Raw genomic sequence first — 19,461 nt, 5'->3', positions numbered from 1 at the left:
CATGATGAACAAAAATAAAATAGATAAAATTATTATAATGCTTACCAAATGGTCTGGAATAGCCTTATTGGTTGGGATCATTATTTGGGGAACTACTCATTTCTTAAAAGGATATCACTATGAACAGACTAATGACGCTCAGGTAGATGCCTATTTGTCGCCCATAAACGCAAAAGTGGGTGGCTATATCCGTAAAATACATTACAAGGACAATCAACAGGTTAAAAAAGGCGATACGCTGGTGGTGATTGAATTGGACGAATACGGGCTAAAAAAAGATGTTGCGTCAGCAGAACTCATGAGCTCAGAGGCCAAATTACCAATCTTGGCTGCGAACGAAGAAACGCAACGTAGGAGTATTGACGTCATAAAGGCCCAACTGGCTGGTGCCAAGGCGAGATTAGATCAACAACAAAAAGAATTTGATCGTTATCGAAATCTACTGACGGATGAATCTACTACACAACAAAAATTCGACAACATCAGTGCTTCTTTGTCAATCGCACAATCGGATTATGATCAAACAAAAGCTTCTTGGCGAGTAGCGGAATCCAAATTAAATGATTTCAGGGCACAGCGGAATGCCATACAGGCAGAAATAAAGATTAAAGAAACGATTCTTGAAAGGCAGGAGCTGGATATTCAATACACGGTCATCACTGCACCTTTTGATGGACAAATTGGCAAAAAGACTATTCAGGAAGGGCAACTGATACAAGCTGGGCAAACATTGGCTTTTTTAGTGAATAAAGCCGAGGAAAAATGGGTGATGGCCAATTTTAAAGAAACACAGATTGGTAATTTCAAGGTCGGGCAAGAGGCATCTATTGAGGTCGATGCTTTTCCGAATGAAGAATTCAAGGGTACAATTGAATCCCTTTCGCCAACTACAGGTTCCCGCTATTCATTGCTCCCACCGGATAATGCTACAGGTAATTTTGTCAAAATCACTCAACGCATTCCTGTGAGAATTAAACTGACCGATAGGCCCGAAAAACTAACGAAGCTCTCTGCAGGGATGAATGCCAATGTTTACGTTTTAAAAGATTAAGGATGCAAGCACATGAAATACCAATTTTCAAATCCTGGGTATCTGAATGGGTGGCGAGATCCATCATATTTGCGATCCTCATGACATGTCTGTTTAGCTTCGCTTTCTACAGCAGTCCGATTGCAGCGATGGGCTTTTACGGTATACAGCCTACCGATGTACAATATGGAATGGTCGTTATGTATGGTTCAACGGTGGCTTTCTTGGCTCTTGATATTCGCATAGTAAAGTATTTTGCTGCAAGGAAATATTTATTGAGTGCTCTTGCCATAAATGCCTTCTGCTCGGTTATCTGTTTTCATTTCAAAGATTGGACATTGTTTGTTATTTGCCAATTTTTGCAAGGAATCACCTGTGCATTGATGTCAGGAATTGTGTTACAGCTTATTTTTCCTCGGTTAAAGTCCGTACGTGCCCGCGTGATTGCGTACAGTCTTCTTTACGGCAGTATACAAATCGCTATGCCATTCTACTCCATCTATACGAGTATAGTGATTTATTATTTTGATTTTAACTGGCTATTCTACGGATTTATTATCATACTCATCATCTTGACATTTGTTGTGTTACTGACGATGAACAGTAAAGCCCGATTTAGCAAAAAGATACCACTCTATCAGGTGGATTGGATAGGCTATCTGTTTTACGTATCGTTTATCTTAACATTAGGATACATTCTTGTATATGGAAGGCAATTGGGATGGTTGGATAGTTCGTGGATTCGTACACTTAGTTTAGGTAACCTCGTCATTCTTCCTCTTTTTATTATCAGAGCATTAAAACTTAAACGACCATTAATCAATTTACAGATTTTTAAAACAAAGAATTTCGTTATTGGGCTTTTGCTGCTTTTTACCTTTTATATTTTTAAAGGAAGTACCGGGCTTGCCTACGGCTATCTTGAAGTGATTTTAGGAAATGATCCACTGAGTACCATTCCGATATGGATTGCTGTAATTGCAGGAACTGCACTGAGTATGTTGGTTACTTCTCGATTTGTCTTGATGGGTTATAACCTGATAAGGATGATTATTGTTGGCTTTGGGCTGATGGCAATCTACTATGCCTATATGATACTATTTGCTTCTGTACAGGGAGAAACAATCGATTTCATCCTGCCTATGTTTATTTATGGTGTGTCAACAGGTGTGCTATTTGTTCCGATTGTTTCATTTACGGCTTCATCAGCACTTCCGAACATTGCGGTAAATGCTTCGCTTGTGGGCATATTAGCAAGGTTCATAGGTTTTACAGCAAGTCTAGCCCTAAATAACGAACTTCAATTATTTGCAAAATCGGGAGTTCGGGAAAAGGTTCGGGAGACGATCACAGAAACGAATCCGCAATTAGCCGTTACTTTACTGGATATCCAAAACCAATACATACATGCTGGCAGCGATATCTATACCTCAAAAACGGTATCGACTGACCATTTTAATCGAATGATAGGTCACCAAATATTGGCTCGTGCTACTAGAGACTACTATGATTGGATGTTAACAGGTGTAACGTTCGTAATTGTTGTTTTACTTCTCTTACCCCAAATTCAGCATGTTGTTTTGAGATTAAGGAAAGGTAATATTCCTTATTAAACTTTTATTATGAGCGAAATATTGTATCCAGGTAAACCCGTCACGCGCACGTATATTTTCTATAAGGACAATGTGCTGTTGGGATATGGAGTTGAAGCAGAAGAATCGTCCATAAAGGCGGTTATATACACGGCGTCATCTTCTAGAAAAATGACGCCGTGCAAGATAACAATCAAGATATTTACCTGCTGTTCAGCAAGGTGCACAAACTAAATGGATTAGTCATGTATAGTGGGGTCGAAACCACCACCCCAGTCCTTATTTTGAATGATTTTTGGATTTTTGTCAATGACCGATTGTGCTATCGGGAAAAAGTAATAGGTATCAGGCACCAAATTCACCTTGTTTCCGGTGTTCGGAACCTGCAATACGCTGTATTTAAATTGATTTTCCTTCAGTTGATAGGCTTTGGCCAATGCGGCAGCCTCTTCTAAATCCATTTCGTTACCATTGCTATTGATGGCGATTGCTTCCACCCCGTATTTGGTCGTGTTGTTCAACACATTCAATTTTCGAGAACGTCTTAAATCCCAAAAGCGATGTCCTTCAAAGCAGAACTCAATATTCCGCTCTGCTAATATCGCATCCCGCATCTGGGTACGGTCTGTAGCTATAATACCATATTTACCATCTGCGCCGGCCTCGATACCTGCACGCATACGAATTTGCTTTAAAATATCTAAAGCGGTGTTGAAATCTCCCGTTTCATTTGCTGCCTCTGCATAATTCATCATCACTTCAGCAAATCGCATCAATACATAATCGACATCATACTGGGTCTCTACCTCTGTTTGCTTAAGGGATAGCTTGGAGTTCTTCAAGATAAAAAAACCACTATACCGATTCAAATTCTCGGATGGGGTATTTGCTTTTGGATTGACACCAAAATTGTCCAAATCAGCAGCGATACCCACAGAAGTATATTGTCGCTTTCCGGTTTTTCCAGACACTTCATAAATCTTTCCGTTCCATACGATAGATTTGTCAAATCGAGGATCCCTGTTTTCCCAATATGATTGCAGGAATTCAGCGTCCGACTTGTGATATTTTCCAGCAGGATCCGAAAAAGGTCTTCCATCCTTCATCGGAAATGCTTTTACAAAATCCCAAGACGGAACCGCCCCTGCCGCTCCTCTACTTTCTGAACCAGGTCGCACACCATTGTCCCAAGCGGCTACTTTATTTGGATAGGCATTGACTACCGCGAAAACCACCTCAGGTCCTTTTTCCAACAGGGCGATATTGGCGTAATCGGTTGTCAAACTGTAGCCATTTGCTTTCAATCTCTCGTAAGCTATTTTGCTGGCATTATAGGCTTCCGTCCAGTACCCATTGTCATACGGATTGGCTGGATTAAACTGAGGTGATGCTTTATATAACAACACTTTCGCCTTAAATGCAACCGCAAAATTACCGTCAATACGACCATAATCAGCAGAACCTTTTGCAATAGTTGGGGGGAGTAATGCGATGGCTTCGTCGAGGTCTTTAATAATCAAGTCGAAGCATTCCTTAGTTGTATTTCGAGGTGTTTGCAAATCGTCTTTCTCTAGATCCTGCGGCACGGTGATATAGGGTACCCCTCCGTGGTGCCTCACCATGTTAAAATACATATAAGCACGCATGAATAGGGCTTGGCTAACCATCGCGTTCTTAAAATTAGTAGATAAGATGGTGCTTTCGTTGACTTTTTGAATGGCAGTATTGATTCTTCTTATAGTGGTATAGTCCCAAGATTTATATGCAGCATTGTTGACCGTCACCGCGTCTAATGGAAACGAAATTCCAATCAATTGCTCAGAATTATTGTCAGCTCCTGCACTCCAGTTGCCGAACAAAGGGTATAGGTTGGTCAAATATGCCCGCACCAAATTGGAGTCACTCCAGACCTTGCTTTCATCTAGTGAATTCAAGTCATCGATATCTAAAACATTTTTACAGGACCAAGTCGTCAGTAGCAATGCAATTAGGGGATAAAATATAGTTTTCATGTTGTTTTCGATTAAAATTTAACATCCAGACCCAATGTGAATGTCTTCATGACAGGATAGGAATCGTACATCTTTTGCTCCGGATCATGAAACTCCGTCATGGGAGAGAATACAAATAGATTGGTTCCATTAAAAAACACATTCACATTTTTGATTTTCATCGCATTTGTAACGGATTGGGGTAGACTGTAGGAAATATTCAAATCTCTTAGGCGTAAATAGGCACCATTACGGATCCAGAAACTCGAAGCTCCAGTTCCTGACTCTTGCCAATTAGAACCGACCACTCTCGGGTAGTCAGCATTGGGATTCTCCGGCGTCCAAACATCTCCTGCCCAGATTGGATAATAGGGTCGAAAGGTACCTCCATGTTGACGTATACCACCCCCCTCTTGATTACTGATAACCCTATCATAGGCCATTACCCCTTGGAGTAAGGCAGAGACAGAAAGTCCTTTCCAACTGGCATTTAAACCAAAGCCGTAATTGATCCTAGGTGTATTATCTTCCGAAAGTAACATCATATCGTTGTCATCAATCTTGCCGTCTGGGGTATTCGAATAATTTGCACCACGGATATCCTTATACAAAATCATACCTAGGTAAGGATCACGTCCATAGCTCTTGAATCCTTGGTTCTTCAACGCATCGAGCTGCTCTTGCGTCCGTACCAGGTCAATGGCCTCCAGCCCTACGATACGATTTTCGGGTCGGCCCACACGTGATTCAAAATTTCGCGTGCCCCCTACAGCAAATGCAGGCTCCTCATCATACACATCCCATCGATCCTTAGCATAGCCCATGTTTGCAGTAAGTCCATAAGACACCTCACCTACTCGATCATTCCAATTAAGGGACAGCTCACCACCTTTGTAGCTTCTTGCAGCATAATTTTCAGGAGCTAATTCTCGGCCGTAGTTGTCGGGCACTTTTAACGACCGTGGGCCCAAAATATCCGTCTCCTTACGACTGAATACATCCAACGTACCGCTCAACTTATTGTTGAGCAGACCGAAATCTACACCTATATTGATACTTCTGGATGTTGTCCAAGTCAAATTTTGGGTGGGTGTGGCGCCATACGCGATACCATTGTAATATCGATCCCCAAACATATAGCCACCAGAGGGTCTATATTTCTCTTGATAAAGAAATTGTCCTATCCGCTCGGCAGCGACATTCAAATCATTACCTGTAGTACCGTATGAAGCCCGTAGTTTCAAGTCACTAAACGTATTTTTGATCGTGGAGAAAAACTGCTCCTCAGATACTCGCCACGCAGCAGACATGGATGGAAAAAAGCCCCAACGTTTATCCCCTGGAAATAACGGAGAGCCGTCATATCTGAATGAAAATTCGGCAATATACTTATCTGCATAATTATAGTTTGCACGTCCAATGAAACCTCTTCGAGAATTGATACTTTCGTAGGCATCTGTCGACCTGAACGTCCTATCGGTCGGGTAGATAAACATTTGATCGATGCTGACAATAGGATTCTCTGCACGTGAAGTCACATATGTACCACCTGCTTTAAACTGTTCGTAGACAACCAACGCATCAATTGCGTGCTTATTGAACCTCCTATTGTAGTTCAAGAACCAGTTAACCTGGTATTCCCATTCGCGTTGTGGAGCATAGTCCATGAATGGTTGGGCTTGACTGAACGTGAAAATATTGATTTTATCCTCCGAAGGTGGGGCTGGTATGAACCTATTTCCATCCGGGTTCAAGGAAGTAAAAGTATAATTCTTTTGGAAGGTCATAAACCGCTTTCGCATGTAATCTTCAGCAAGGTAACTCCCCACGACCTTTGTCGAGAGACCTTCGATTAGTTTGTCTAGCTTGTAGTCCAAAGTCATGATCGGATTTACCTGTCGAACCTTCCGGTCGATGTACCGATTCCCCACGACCTGATCGATGACATTCCATGCCTGCCAACTCCCCATTGGGGTTTGGACAGGATAGTCTGTCGGGGTATTGCTAGGTGACCCATCTTTGTTCAGATAGAACGGATACATCTTAGGCCAGTTAAAGGTCACACGGTAAAAATCGGACACATCAAAATCATCATCGTTGGAAGAGGTGCTGAATGGCCAATAAAAACGCTTGGAGTTAATCTGGTTGGCAGATATATTTACATCTATCGTAAAATCATCCGTTATCTTAGCGCTAACATTACTTCTCAAATTGAACTTTTCGTGTTCCAAGGATTTATATGATCCATTCTCTTTACGGTAACTGACCAAATTGTAGTACGTGATGCGATCACCACCACCGGATACAGAGATAGATTGTCTATGGCTGAATGGATTTCTCCAGATGACATCATTGACACTATAGTCTTTATCTTTAAAATAATCAAATTCAGTTTGGCCATTAGGAGCTACCCAAGGTTGCGTGCGCGGTCCATTTTCCCATAAGAATTGAGAAACCCTATTTTGATAGGTCAATTCGTCTGCCGCTGTGGTGATATCTGCCAAGAGCGTCTGTGTCGGAGCCCCAAAGCTGTAGTTACTTTGTACATTGAAAACGGGTTCTTGGGCCGTGCCTTTCTTGGTTGTTACCACCACAACACCATTACCTGCACGTGTGCCGTATACGGCAGCCGTAGCTGCATCTTTCAAGAAGCTCATCTGATCCACCTCATTGGCTTCCAATGCATCAAACGCTGCCTTATCCCGCACGATACCATCGATGACATACAAAGGTTCGGCAAAACTACCACGAATCCGTAGACTTGAAGATGCTCCGGCCATACCTGATGTATTGGTCACATTGATACCCGCCGCACGTCCGGCTAAGGTATTCGAGAGATTAGAAGGCGCGATATTCTTCAGTTGCTCGGCATTCACTGACGCGACAGATCCTGTAATATTTGCTTTTCGTTGCTTTCCATATCCCACTACTACCACTTCTTCCAGGCTTTCTTGCTCCTGTTCCAGAGCAACGGTAATGGCCACTTTGTCTTTCGAATCAATATTGTAGTTGCTAAGTGTCTTGGTCTTGAATCCCAAATAGCTCACCGTGATCACATAGCCCTGCCCTTCGGGAATGCGGTCAAATGAGAATATCCCCTCTGTATTTGTCGTATTGACCTGCTTGTATTTTGTCGTGGGACTTTCTATAGTGACTGTTGCCCCCGTAATGGGGTTGTTTTCGGAGTCCCGTACTACTCCATTCACGGAGGCTGTCGACTGTGCTAATCCAACATGATAACTCATACTGAGTAGCCCCAGCATCCCTAGCCGCAGAGGCATAGTGCGCCCTGGACTCTTAAATCTCAATAGCAGCATCGCCAGTAGTTGATGCTTCTTAGAAGAAAAGATGTTCATAATTTTTGTTTTTTTGTTTATTGTTTAGTATTATGGATTGGTATAGTTTATATCCGCATGGTGCAAGTAATTGAGTTCTTTAATAATTTCCTGATAGACATGGCCTTTGTTTCGGAAGGTGCCGCTGTAGTATTTGTCTTTGATTTTGCCCTTGTCGTAGTGCAACTTGATGTCATAGTTTTGCATCAAGATATTCAGTACATCTTCTAAGGCGATATTCTTGAATTGGATAGCATCAGTATTTTGGAGAAAATAGCCCCCACGATCCATACCGACCGTACGTGCTTTTACTTCTTCGAGTATCCGTAGATCGTTATGGTCTAGCGTGATTTCTTCATTGGGTTGATAAGTGCGGACTAGCGTCTTGGTCTTGTTCAAGTCTTCTGCTTTAACTTCTATTTTACCTTCCAATAATTTGATTTGTGTTTGCGTAGACTTCAATTCATCAACAATGAATATCGTTCCTAAAGCAGTGGTGGTCACACTGGTTGAATGTACACGAAAGGGCTTATTTTTATCTTTCGCAACTTCAAACTTGGCCTTTCCCTTGAGATACAAAATCCTTTCATCCAAATGGCTGAAATCTTCAGCATATTTGATTTCCGATTTAGGATACAAGGTGATAATGGAGCCGTCACTGGCGGTCAACACCATGTTTTCATTGCCAGAATTAATATAGTAAAGATTGCTAGCTACGGGAATCGGGACAGCAACATCAGTCGATTTAACTCGATCCAATGGCAAGGTATCTCGGAATGGACTCATCCCTAGATAAGATCCGATTAAGAAAACAAGGATTGATGCGGCCTTGGAGAGGGACAATATCAATCTCTTTCTAAATGCAGATTTCTTTTTTTGTTGTATAGCGACCAGTACCTTCGCCCGGATTTTATCTTGCCCCTCATAATTTAAGTCCGCTCCTGTCGAATCCCATTCTTCTCGAGGCAATACCTGATCGAGTGAGGTCCCTAAATATTGAATATAATCCTCAAGATACTCTGCTTCTTCGGCAGAACACTGATTATTTAGATAGCGATTGATTAAATCCGTAGTAATCTTCATACATTAAGAATACTGCGGAAAGGTCGCTTACCCCCAAAATTATTTTAAAAAAAATATTATATAGCTGATAAAAAGGAAAAGAGTCTTCTTTAACGCCCTCAATGCCAAAGCAATATGATTTTCCACTGTCTTGGGGGAGATGGCTAATCGATCTGCAATTTCTTTATAGCTGAGATTCTCCAGTCGACTTAGTAGGAATACCCTCCTTCTAGATGCGGGCATCCGTTGCACTGCCCGCTCGAAATGTACGCTGATCTCTTTCAGTCGATATAACTCTGACGGAGTCGGTACATCTACCTGTATGTATTGCGTTTCCAAAACCATTTTTCGCTTCCGCTCCTCTTTCACGATATCCAATAATGTAGTACGGGCTATGCAAAATAGCTGAGACTCTATTTCGATAGCTACTTTCTTATGAAAAAGGTTATCCCAAAGTTTGATGAATACCCGTTGGACCGTTTCCTCCGCAATGTAAGACGAAGAAGTTTTGCTCAACGCGTATTGATAAACCTTTTTATTCCATTTCTCATATACATCATCAAAATCCGTAATCGAAATTAAGGTTTGGTCAGGCATAGTTTGGATTAGTGTGGCGACTAATATAGTGATTAATGATTGTTCTTCATAATCCAAGCTTAATTGGTAAAAAAAATTATATAAATGGGCAAATTGGGAATATCACCTTCCATTGACTCAAAGGCGAAGGTCATGGTATCCAATATGTCTATGAGACTAATCCGGAAATCAACAAATGGCTGAGTATTCTCCAAACTCACCGGCACCTATTCCATCATGTTGAATAACCACCGCAGGTAGACACTTCTCTCTAATATGTGCCGACAAGTAGAGGAACAATAAAGGTTGACAATGAAACACTCGGATATAATTGGCTATATCTAAAATTTGTCCTTTTTAATTATTAAATTTAGATATTCAAATAAGCTGATTACTTTATTATGCGCTATCTTCTGTTCGTAATGCTCGCTCTTGTATTGCTAGGTTGTAAAAAAGAAACTACACCTAACGATCAAATTGAAATATCGAAAGCTGGATTTGTATATGTCAATCCACAGGGCAAAGAACTCCCAGATTCTATTTTGATAGTACCGATAGATGTCGCTACTATGCCGGTTAATATCAAATACGACTACTATGAAGGTGCAAATTTCAAGAGCAAAATAAAGAATAGGACAAAGCATAACCAGCAAAATGCGCTATTTTTGAGATGGGTACTATTTGATCTGGATAAACAAAAAATAGTTAAAACAGACTCTACCTCGGATATCAACATTGTCAGTCGTAGTATTGGTAAATACCGTCTTACCCAATACGTTTTTAAATCTAAAAAGGACAGTGAAACGACAAAATTGGCATTAGATTCGGCGTCTAAAATTATAGAATTTACTGACCTAAAGCAGGTGGAAGCTATTTCTATCGATACACTAAAGCTTCATAGTCCTTTTCTTACTTATGACTTCAACCGGGATAAGGAATTTGAAGCAGTTATTTCGCTGTACAGATCGAGACAGGATGCTGATAATGGAGCTAAACCTCTCTTTGAAACCCAAACTCTTAAATCATTGAAATTAGGCGCTACACATGTAACTTTCCGAAGCGCTGTGCCCATTTTCATCCCAACTTTTGAAGTCCTAACGGGTAAGGACGGCTTTTATATGCAACTTACCTATATACAGGAAGACAAGAGGTTCAAAATTCTTGACAATGAATTTGGATTGATTTTTAAATACTATAAAACAGGATATCTTAATTCAGACAAATCGGGCGTAAATGAAGAAAGAAAATTAGAATTTGGAGACATGACCCTAACTGTTAACTCTTCATTCAATTTTATGCAATAATGGCTCTCTTAGTCCATCCTTCTTAGTAACAATGTGAGCTGAAAATGACGTGCGATATGACTAGCTGATTCAAAAATATTGTCCCTCGGGCATAAATTAATCTAATACTATTTTTCAAATTTTTACAAACTTCATCGATGAGTAACTCCTGTATTTCTTTACTTTTTCTTTTTGCTATTTACTGTTCTAATTGATTATGCGCTGCTTATTATTAAAAGGATGTTTGTCCCTAATTCTCTTAGTTGGTGTTTGTAACAACTCCTTACAAGGTCAAATCCGGCAGATCGAGCAGGAATTAGAAGGCCTACCTTTAATCAAAGACAGTGTCGCCCTGATCAACAGTTTAAACAAACTGGGCGTACTTTACCGGGTCAGAAATGCAGATAGCTGCTTTTATTATGGGGTTAAGGCCAAAGCTATGGCTGCCAATATACATTACGAAAGGGGACAAACGGAAGCAAGCCATTCTATTGCCTTTGCTTTTTATAAAAGGGGGCTATATGCAGAATCATTGGAGTTGCTTGGAAAAGTATTATCTCAGTATGAAGAACTTCATGATACCGAAAAAATCATTCAGGTACACCTGGATATGGGCAGTGTTTTGAACAAAGATGTCTCCGATAGGAAAAAGATTGTTTCACTTTTGCAAAAGACTATCCAAATGGGGGAAACACTGAAAAAAGATAGTATCATGTCCAAGGTATATGCACATTATTGCCTCCGAAACGCGGACCTTCCCCAAGATAGCGTCCAATACTACATGGACAAATCCACAGAGATTGCACGTCGCTACAAAAATGAAGAAATGCTGATTTACAATCAATTATGGTACTGCGATTTGTTGTTTTCAAAAGGTCAATTACAGGAGGTTTTACCGCTTACAAGACAGTCGTTACTGGAGGCAAGACGTACGGGCAACACAGACCTGATGATCAACGCACTCTTTCTCCTGACAGGAATTTACGAAAACGACCCTAAAAAAGCGCTTGCGTATCTTTATCAGGCTTATGAAGTGGCAAAACAGGGTGGAGACAGCTCGTTAGAAATTTACATTTTACATAGTGCTTTAGAAGTTGCAAAACAATTAGGAGATAAAGACGAAATCATCAATGTCTATTCCGACCTAGATAAGTCGATTACGGCAGATTGGGAAAAATCAAAAGAGTTTATCAAGGATTATGTCGAATACAATGCTGTACAGGACCAAAATAAGCTGTTAAGTGAAAAAAATGCGCAACGAGCCCTATGGTTGCTGATTATTTCGATCTCGGCAGCGATGATCGTACTGACCATCTATCTAATCATGCTCCGTCGGGACAGAAAGGCGAAAGCTCAGATAGAGGCGCTCAACGACGTTGCAGATATGCAAATCATGACTATGGAAGAGGCTAAACACAAAGCGGTAAAGGAGGAGCAACAACGGCTTGGACAAGATCTTCATGACGGCCTTTCATCGTCTCTTGCCGCCATCAGATATCAAGTGGAACTACTAATGATGGATACCGCTGATGTTGACCTGAAAAAGAAATTAAATATGCTCCAAACGGAAGTAGGAAATGCTTATAAAGCAGCGCGGAACAAAAGCCATGAATGGTTCAGTGCCGGTGACGAACAACAAGAACAGTCTTTTGAAAAACAAATTCTGTTGCTAACCGATCACTCTCTGCCTAATAGCAGATACTACAAGAATATCCATATCGACACCAACACCTTATCCGGCGTTGGTATGGACACACGAATAGCTTTACTCCGTATTATCCAAGAGGCCATCACCAATATTATTAAACATGCCAAAGCTAAACATGTAGGTATTCTGATCTATGAGGAAGATGATAACTTATTATTAACGATCAATGATGATGGAATAGGCTTAGATGAAAAGAAAGTTAACATAGGAAGGTCTACGATAGGCTTGAAGTCCATTCGCCGTCGCGTTCAATATCTAAATGGTGAAATTAAAATAAATTCGAATGCCAAGGGCACTGAAATAAATGTATCTATCCCGCTGGAGCAATCCTGAAAACTAGATTTTTAATGGAGAAAAAATATCGAGCCTCAATTAGTGAACTAAGCGGCGGCTCCATCTTCTCCCGTGGTCAATTCTTTTCTCTTCTTAGATACTAAAGAAAGCTGCGTATCTTACTCGAGGTAGCTGGATGACGGAGATTGCCATCCGCATACCCAACGGTAAGGGGATAATCAATTTGTTTGATTTATTGATCAACTCAGCAAAGGATATTTCAAATTCAAATTCTGCTCAACAACTTCAAATAGGTAAGAATCTTACCACTGTGCTCTGCCTCATGGTAATTTGAGGCTTTAAGTGCGTGGATATGATTCTTTACTTGAAATCCGATTGGTAACTCAAAGGGCGTATAGTTAATAAATAGATTAGATTCAAGATCTACTTCAAGCTTATCTACCGTATCGAGCAATAGGTGCTTCAGCTCTTCAACATCTGGAGGTGTATTCCAAGATGCTGGAGACGACCCAATTTTAAAACACTCCTCGAATTCAGAGGAAATGTACATGGGTAAGCCACTACGCATATACATATGTCTTTGTTGGGTTGTAATACAATGGCCTATTTGCCAAATTATATTATTGTTGAAGGTTTCGGGAATCTGGAACAGGATATGCTCCTCACAGTCTTCAATTAATTGGAATAATCTAGTCCTGCTTGCTCTTAAAATTTTGCAGTCGAAAGATGCATCTATCATGGTATTGGGATTATCTATTATTATCGAAAGAAAATCAAGTGTATTTGAAATAAAGATAGAAAAAATAGGCACCAACTCTACATACACTTAACTCATGTAAATAACCAAAAAAAATCTCCAATACTCCAATAGCTAACAGGGACAAAAGAACCCGGAAGTTGCTGAGCTCTAGCACAGCGCTCTCGTATTATCTTCCCTCGTAAACCTAGAAAACAGATAAATCGCGATGGTGGATACGAATATGAACCCTATGCCAGGTATCGGTATAATGGTATTATCTTGCATTTATCAATAAATACATCCATTTTTAGTATGTTTAGGTACTGACGACGCATATAGCCTAAAAAATATAGAACTATGAGTATCTATTAAACTGATTTGATTATTTAAAGAGCTGAGGATTATATTTAGTGATAACCTCATTAAACATTGATACGCCAAATTTGGACCAAGATGAACCGAACCATCCAACTATTTATCGCTGTTATTTTCCTTTCTAACTGTACCTCGCCAACCCGATCAAGGGATTATTTCGGGCAGGCTTATCCGGATACGATTCCCCTTGTTTTTGCGCCAGATGTCATTTCAAAGATGGGGAGATTAGAGCATGGAATTTCATTTGCGCCGGATGGAAAGGAGTTAATATTTGGGATATTAAATAAGGACGATTGGAGTGGAGAAATCTTTAATTCTGAAAAGGCTAATGAAAAATGGAATGAACCGCTGCTTTTCGAACCATTAAAAAATAAATCAGTATATCTACCCTATTTTTCTCCAGATGGCAACTCCCTCCTTTATGCTCAAAGCAAATCTGCTACGGACCACCTCAACACGGATATTTGGATGCTTAGAAAGATTAATGGTATATGGAGCGCACCAACATTATTACCTGATTCGATACGCTCAGAAAGCAGGGAGGCAAATGCCAGTATGACCTCCGATGGCACCATCTATTTTTCCTCCAACAGAAACTGTTACGGGAAGGATGGTTGCTACACCGCTGACTTGTTCTATACCAGACAGAAGGAAAACCGATATCAAGAAGTAGAGCTGATTTCCAAATTGTCTTCACCAAATGATGAGGAAAGTGTCTTCATATCCCCAAAGGAAGAGTACCTGATTTTTTGCAGGTATACAGATAGTATTACAGCAGTCGATCTATACATCAGTTATCGGGATATCCATAAAAATTGGATGGGGCCCGAACGAATTGATTCGACCATAAATTCGAAAGATTGGGATAGGAGGCCATATGTAAGTATCGACAATAAATTCCTTTTCTTTACACGCTTGCAGATCGTTGAAAATAGATTAGCCGAATCAGATATCTTTTGGGTCAGAACGTCGAAATTGTTTAAACCATTTGTTTTTCACCCAATCCCGGACACTACCCTTCAGATGGGAAGAGCATTCGAAATAAATCTTCCAAGAGATTATTTCAGAGACGTTGACGATGAAAAGCTGACGTATTGCATTAGTCAAAATCAACCAGCATGGCTAAATTTTGACAGCGAAAAAATGAAATTATCAGGGCGACCTACAATGGAAGGAGAATTTGAGTTGACGTTGACAGCCACTGACAATTCATCTAACAGGACGGATAGTAAGATTAGGATCACTGTTAAAAAGTAAACGTAAGCAGCTCAGCATTTCGCTTCTTCATTTTGTTAGCCAATGCTCTGGAGATCCTAACGACGTCAAAAAATATGCGTATCGTTAATCGTCCATGATAGGCGAACTATGTGCTCTCATTGAACTTGCTATTGAAGCAGACACAATAACCCCAAGGACTTGTCTATGCTTAAAGACAAGATGTGTTTGGAATAAAAAAGCCGTCTGGTCATACCAAACGGCTACCGCTATGTTACAAATATTCTACTGTCTGATCTCAGGTACCTCGTCACAGCTAAGCATGGGGTCACCGAAGGAGGGATTTCTAATGATCGGTCGTCGCTTAGCCGATAAATTATCCGGCACTAGTGCTGATGCGCATGATGCGTGGACTGTTGTTGACCGCTTTTTTCTCCCGAAGCGACCTCTACCGTGAAATCCGCTGTGTGCACCTGTCCATCTATTTTAAACTGTACCCACATGCGATAAGTGCCAGCCTGTTCAATATGCGCCTCCGCATAGATTGGGAGATCGCTTCCGAATACAGGGTGTATATGCAAAAATTCTTTATCCGCCGCACTGATCATGACGATATGAGCAGATGCGCCCAAATACTGCTCCAGATCACTTTCTTTCAGTTTCTTACCATCTTTCGCTAATGTGATCTTCAAGGGCTGTACACGACCTGTTTCAAAATCATTCCCATTCTCCAGTGTTACCGTATAGCACGCTACATCCGATACCCATTTAGCAGACATCTCTGCTGCAGAGGTCATATGGTAGCCCTCCACATCGATTTGTAATGTACGCAAGACCTGCGCACCGCCCATCGGTTTGAAATCGGCAAATAGAAGGTATCTGCCGCCATTATGGAATGTTTCCGTCACGGTATACGTCCCGTCCGTCTGCTGTATCGGGTGAATGTGCCGGTACCATCTCAGATCTTCACTCACCACCATTAAGTGGACTTTCATTTCGTGCGAGACCTCTAGGGGCACATGCTGTCCATCCTGGGTAATGGCAAGTGTTAGGATAGCCGATTTCCCGACTACGATGGGCTTTGGTAAAGTCGTAAGCTCTACCTCGTATCTAGCCGACTCCTCGGCTTTAGTGGCGACCAGAGTCATGCCACATTTTGGACATTTATCTCCCTGTATCCCGGTTACTTCCGGGTGCATTGGGCAAGCGTAAACAGGTAGTTCGTCTGTATGATCAGGATTGTTCATGTCGTATGCGTTTTAATCAAAAATTGTGAATTTACTTTTCTAAGAAGCTAACGGTTCTATTTTAAAACCAGCTTTTTGGACAGTCTCCATGACTTGTTGCTCCGTAATACCTTCCGACTTTAACGTCAGCACTTTATCTCGACTTGCCGTGTCCACTTCCCAGTGGCAGATACCTTCGGCATCATTCAGAAAAGGTGATACTTTAGCGACGCAGCCATTGCAGTTAATATTTGTCTTGAATTGAAAGTTTTGATTACTGCTTTCCATGTTGTTTTAATTTTAATTGTTTATCGATAGTACAAAGTTCCGCAAATAAACCCTGCTCCACTTTACGTTATTTAGGATTTGATTTGTAAGATTTACTGTTTCGTTTCCCGATTCATGTGCCTCTTTTTAAGGATATGGACGATCTGCCCCCTATTGGACAGACCCTCCTTCTCCCACATTACTTTTAGGCCAGTATTATCGAGACGGCATCGTCTACCGGAAAGCTCTGACAGAGCAGAATCTTTCCTTCAGCAACTTCGTCTTCTGTCAGCGCATAGTTGTTGGTCATTTTGACCTTTCCATTCGAAGTCATTGCCCAACAGGCCCCACATGTACCTTTATGACACGAACTGGACACTACGATGTCATAGGCCCGCATGGCATCCAAAAGAGATTGTCCGCCCTGGACTTCTATCAATAAAGTACACTCGTATGTCTGTTGCTCCGCATCTTGATATTGCATCTCGTAGTAACTCACCAATACCTCCTTTTTAGCACCGTCCCGGTCCCCTGGAATGACATCTACCGTCGCCACCGGATCAAAGTACTCCGAATGAATCTGTGACACCGGGATATCCATTAGCTGTAGTGCTTCCTGGTAGAGTTGCATAAGTGCGGTAGGGCCACAGATGTAATAGTGAGCACTTTCTGGCCGATGTATGTGTTGCTCAATAACGGATTGAATGACCGGTTGTGAAAATCGGCCTGTCATACAATTGCCCCCCGACCTCTTCTGTATATCCAGGCTAAAGGCGTAGTAAGTATGTACTCGCTTATCCTGTTCCAGTTCATCCAGCTCACTTTTAAAGAGGACATCTGCAGGTGTTTTACATGCATAGAGAAGCAGTGGTGCTGGTGCATCATTGCCTATGCTTTTCAGCATGGACAGCAGCGGCGACATGCCACTGCCGCCTGCCAGCAGCACGACCTCCGTTTCTGCCGACATATCTCGGTGCAGTACAAAATTCCCAAAAGGACCTTCCACATTCCACTCGCTGATATCGGATGCATAGTCGACAAGATAGTTGCTCATTCGTCCATTGAGCACACGCTTTACCGTGATACGCGGATACCGTTCAGTAGGTGCAGAGCTAAAGGAATAGGATCTACTCACCGGTTCGCCCCCGATCGTACACCTGATGTTCAGATACTGACCAGATTCATAGCCAAATCTCTCCTCTCCAGTGTCAAAAACAATGGTTAGGGTATCTGCTGTTTCCATGATAATTTCATGCGTACGCCATTTATATCTTCTCATATCTCCTATTTCTTTTAGCTTCTGAGTGTCTTAATTGAAAAAGCAGCAAGGATAGCAGCAAGGATACAGACAGTAGCCGCCGCAAAGAATGCTGTCTGAAAACCAGTGTTCAATGCCACAATATCGGTAGCGCCGGTCAGCTTAGCCGTATTGGTACTTGCTGACGAGATAGCCACGATAATCGCTAGACCTAGTGCCGATCCCACCTGATAACTTGTATTGACCAAGCCTGAGGCCAGTCCCGTCTCTTCAGGTCTAGCACCCGACATCGAAGCGATGGTACCTGGAATATAGGTTAGTGACATTCCCAATGCCCCTAGTAAGGATGCAGGCAACACGTGCACGACAAAACTTCCATCAGCCGGAATGGTACTAAATAATACAAGTGAAGCCGTAAGTGCAACTAAGCCCGCGATCAGATTTGCTTTAAAACCGAATTTGGCGACCAACTTGCCCGTGACGCCAACCATCAGAAACATGATTGCTACGGTCATAGGCAACAGTGCTAGACCGCTATAGAAAGCCGAATAGTGCAGCGTCTGCTGCAAGTAAAGGTTGAGAAAAAACCACAGTGGGATCCATGACGCTGCGAGTAAAGCCATTACTAGATTACCTGCCAAAAGATTAGGTACTTTGAAAATGCTTAACGGTACCAGCGGCTCGCTTTTTTGTTTTTGAAGTACAAGAAAGATCAGCAACAAGACTAAAGAGAGGCCCAGTAGTCCAATCGTCTGTAGAGAAGCCCATCCGGCATGTTCCGCTGATACAATAGCATATACCGCCAATACCAAAGCCACTGTCGCCAATACTGCACCAGCCACATCCACTTTACCCTTTTGAATGCTCCCTTTAAATAATAGGCCACGGCTGAAAAAAAGGACAGCCAGCCCTATAGGGATATTAATAAGGAATATCCAATGCCAAGAAAGCCATTCCGTAATAGCACCACCCAGAAAAACGCCAGCAGAACCACCCGCTGCAGAAGACGCCCCCCAAAAACCTAAAGCCTTATTCAGTTCTTTAGGATCGGTAAACTTAGCCAATACCAATGTCAGTGCTGCCGGTGCGATGAATGCAGATCCAAGGCCTTGTAATCCACGTCCGATATTAAGGGCAGCCTCGGACCAAGCCACACCCGCTAAAAGCGAAGCTCCCGAAAGGATAGCAAATCCCCACATGAATACCTTACGCGCACCAAATAGGTCGGACAACCTTCCGCCCAACAGCAAAAATCCACCCAACATAATGACATATGCATTGAAAATCCATTGCAAGCCACTTTGCGTATAGCCTAGATCAGCCTGTATGGCAGGAAGTGCCACCCCGATAATAGAGGTATCCATAATCACGACAAACTGCGCGGTACATAGTAAGAAAAGTGCGGACCAGCGTTTACTATATGCCGCAGGCTCCTTCGTTATTTGATTGGTGTTCTTTTTCATCTGTATATAATTACTTCATGAGCTTAGGAGCTCAGTTATGGGATGAT

General features: G+C 41.7%; 15 protein-coding genes. 6 read left to right on the top strand and 9 right to left on the bottom strand.

Annotation, left to right across the window (positions count from 1 at the left end):
• The first annotated feature begins 37 nt into the window (after positions 1-37).
• Genes OQ289_RS10880 through OQ289_RS10870 form a run of 3 tightly spaced genes read left to right on the top strand, consistent with a single transcriptional unit; the run spans position 38 to position 2,856 of the window.
• Positions 38-1,051 (top strand): HlyD family secretion protein, encoded by a 1,014-nt coding sequence (locus OQ289_RS10880; RefSeq protein ID WP_270090775.1) that lies wholly within the window; start codon positions 38-40, stop codon positions 1,049-1,051.
• A 2-nt stretch (positions 1,052-1,053) separates the two neighbouring features.
• Positions 1,054-2,643, top strand: a complete 1,590-nt coding sequence (locus OQ289_RS10875) for an MFS transporter (RefSeq protein WP_270090774.1) — start codon at positions 1,054-1,056, stop codon at positions 2,641-2,643.
• A gap of 9 nt (positions 2,644-2,652) precedes the next feature.
• A complete protein-coding gene (locus OQ289_RS10870) occupies positions 2,653-2,856 on the top strand; it encodes a hypothetical protein (RefSeq protein ID WP_270090773.1) in 204 nt (67 codons plus the stop codon).
• 5 nt (positions 2,857-2,861) lie between these two features.
• On the opposite strand, the gene OQ289_RS10865 is transcribed toward OQ289_RS10870, so the two are convergent.
• The 4 genes from OQ289_RS10865 to OQ289_RS10850 are packed head-to-tail and all read right to left on the bottom strand — an operon-like array spanning position 2,862 to position 9,607.
• Positions 2,862-4,634 carry a RagB/SusD family nutrient uptake outer membrane protein gene (locus OQ289_RS10865; RefSeq protein WP_270090771.1) on the bottom strand — a complete coding sequence of 591 codons (1,773 nt, stop codon included), beginning with the start codon at positions 4,632-4,634 and terminating at the stop codon, positions 2,862-2,864.
• 11 nt (positions 4,635-4,645) lie between these two features.
• Positions 4,646-7,969: a SusC/RagA family TonB-linked outer membrane protein gene (locus OQ289_RS10860; RefSeq protein ID WP_270090770.1), complete on the bottom strand. Its 3,324-nt coding sequence runs from the start codon at positions 7,967-7,969 to the stop codon at positions 4,646-4,648.
• Positions 7,970-7,999: 30 nt separating this feature from the next.
• Positions 8,000-9,031 (bottom strand): FecR family protein, encoded by a 1,032-nt coding sequence (locus OQ289_RS10855; protein ID WP_270090769.1) that lies wholly within the window; start codon positions 9,029-9,031, stop codon positions 8,000-8,002.
• A 39-nt stretch (positions 9,032-9,070) separates the two neighbouring features.
• On the bottom strand, positions 9,071-9,607 hold the full coding sequence (locus tag OQ289_RS10850) for a sigma-70 family RNA polymerase sigma factor (protein WP_270090768.1): 537 nt from the start codon (positions 9,605-9,607) through the stop codon (positions 9,071-9,073).
• 380 nt (positions 9,608-9,987) lie between these two features.
• On the opposite strand from OQ289_RS10850, the gene OQ289_RS10845 reads away from it, so the two are divergent.
• Together OQ289_RS10845 and OQ289_RS10840 are read left to right on the top strand one after the other, a co-directional pair.
• Positions 9,988-10,890 carry a hypothetical protein gene (locus tag OQ289_RS10845; RefSeq protein ID WP_270090767.1) on the top strand — a complete coding sequence of 301 codons (903 nt, stop codon included), beginning with the start codon at positions 9,988-9,990 and terminating at the stop codon, positions 10,888-10,890.
• A 223-nt stretch (positions 10,891-11,113) separates the two neighbouring features.
• A complete protein-coding gene (locus tag OQ289_RS10840; protein WP_270090766.1) occupies positions 11,114-12,910 on the top strand; it encodes a sensor histidine kinase in 1,797 nt (598 codons plus the stop codon).
• Positions 12,911-13,136: 226 nt separating this feature from the next.
• On the opposite strand, the gene OQ289_RS10835 is transcribed toward OQ289_RS10840, so the two are convergent.
• Positions 13,137-13,610, bottom strand: a complete 474-nt coding sequence (locus OQ289_RS10835) for a DinB family protein (protein WP_270090765.1) — start codon at positions 13,608-13,610, stop codon at positions 13,137-13,139.
• A 453-nt stretch (positions 13,611-14,063) separates the two neighbouring features.
• Here OQ289_RS10835 and OQ289_RS10830 point away from each other — a divergent pair, with 453 nt between their 5' ends.
• Complete coding sequence (locus tag OQ289_RS10830; RefSeq protein WP_270090764.1) at positions 14,064-15,242, top strand: putative Ig domain-containing protein; 1,179 nt, start codon at positions 14,064-14,066, stop codon at positions 15,240-15,242.
• Between the two features lie 344 nt (positions 15,243-15,586).
• On the opposite strand, the gene OQ289_RS10825 is transcribed toward OQ289_RS10830, so the two are convergent.
• The 4 genes from OQ289_RS10825 to OQ289_RS10810 form a co-directional block, all read right to left on the bottom strand.
• A complete protein-coding gene (locus tag OQ289_RS10825; protein ID WP_270090763.1) occupies positions 15,587-16,447 on the bottom strand; it encodes a heavy metal-binding domain-containing protein in 861 nt (286 codons plus the stop codon).
• A 39-nt stretch (positions 16,448-16,486) separates the two neighbouring features.
• On the bottom strand, positions 16,487-16,714 hold the full coding sequence (locus tag OQ289_RS10820; RefSeq protein ID WP_033566147.1) for a heavy-metal-associated domain-containing protein: 228 nt from the start codon (positions 16,712-16,714) through the stop codon (positions 16,487-16,489).
• 184 nt (positions 16,715-16,898) lie between these two features.
• Entirely contained in the window at positions 16,899-17,972 is a 1,074-nt protein-coding gene (locus OQ289_RS10815; RefSeq protein ID WP_270090762.1) for an iron-sulfur cluster-binding domain-containing protein, read from the bottom strand.
• A gap of 14 nt (positions 17,973-17,986) precedes the next feature.
• On the bottom strand, positions 17,987-19,414 hold the full coding sequence (locus OQ289_RS10810; protein ID WP_270090761.1) for an MFS transporter: 1,428 nt from the start codon (positions 19,412-19,414) through the stop codon (positions 17,987-17,989).
• Positions 19,415-19,461: the final 47 nt, after the last annotated feature.

The organism is Sphingobacterium sp. SYP-B4668, assembly GCF_027627455.1.
In the GTDB taxonomy this organism is placed as follows: Bacteria; Bacteroidota; Bacteroidia; order Sphingobacteriales; family Sphingobacteriaceae; genus Sphingobacterium.
Note: the sequence above shows the minus strand (reverse complement) of the source record. Positions and strands in the feature narration are given on the sequence as shown.

Bases quoted from the DNA above. Each gene is read 5' to 3' on its own strand.
- OQ289_RS10830 (WP_270090764.1), top strand. From the start codon at position 14,064: ATGAACCGAACCATCCAACTATTTATCGCTGTTATTTTCCTTTCTAAC.
- OQ289_RS10855 (WP_270090769.1), bottom strand. From the start codon at position 9,031: ATGAAGATTACTACGGATTTAATCAATCGCTATCTAAATAATCAGTGT.
- OQ289_RS10820 (WP_033566147.1), bottom strand. From the start codon at position 16,714: ATGGAAAGCAGTAATCAAAACTTTCAATTCAAGACAAATATTAACTGC.
- OQ289_RS10865 (WP_270090771.1), bottom strand. From the start codon at position 4,634: ATGAAAACTATATTTTATCCCCTAATTGCATTGCTACTGACGACTTGG.
- OQ289_RS10845 (WP_270090767.1), top strand. From the start codon at position 9,988: ATGCGCTATCTTCTGTTCGTAATGCTCGCTCTTGTATTGCTAGGTTGT.
- OQ289_RS10875 (WP_270090774.1), top strand. From the start codon at position 1,054: ATGCAAGCACATGAAATACCAATTTTCAAATCCTGGGTATCTGAATGG.
- OQ289_RS10850 (WP_270090768.1), bottom strand. From the start codon at position 9,607: ATGCCTGACCAAACCTTAATTTCGATTACGGATTTTGATGATGTATAT.
- OQ289_RS10880 (WP_270090775.1), top strand. From the start codon at position 38: ATGCTTACCAAATGGTCTGGAATAGCCTTATTGGTTGGGATCATTATT.
- OQ289_RS10825 (WP_270090763.1), bottom strand. From the start codon at position 16,447: ATGAACAATCCTGATCATACAGACGAACTACCTGTTTACGCTTGCCCA.
- OQ289_RS10860 (WP_270090770.1), bottom strand. From the start codon at position 7,969: ATGAACATCTTTTCTTCTAAGAAGCATCAACTACTGGCGATGCTGCTA.
- OQ289_RS10835 (WP_270090765.1), bottom strand. From the start codon at position 13,610: ATGATAGATGCATCTTTCGACTGCAAAATTTTAAGAGCAAGCAGGACT.
- OQ289_RS10870 (WP_270090773.1), top strand. From the start codon at position 2,653: ATGAGCGAAATATTGTATCCAGGTAAACCCGTCACGCGCACGTATATT.
- OQ289_RS10815 (WP_270090762.1), bottom strand. From the start codon at position 17,972: ATGAGAAGATATAAATGGCGTACGCATGAAATTATCATGGAAACAGCA.
- OQ289_RS10810 (WP_270090761.1), bottom strand. From the start codon at position 19,414: ATGAAAAAGAACACCAATCAAATAACGAAGGAGCCTGCGGCATATAGT.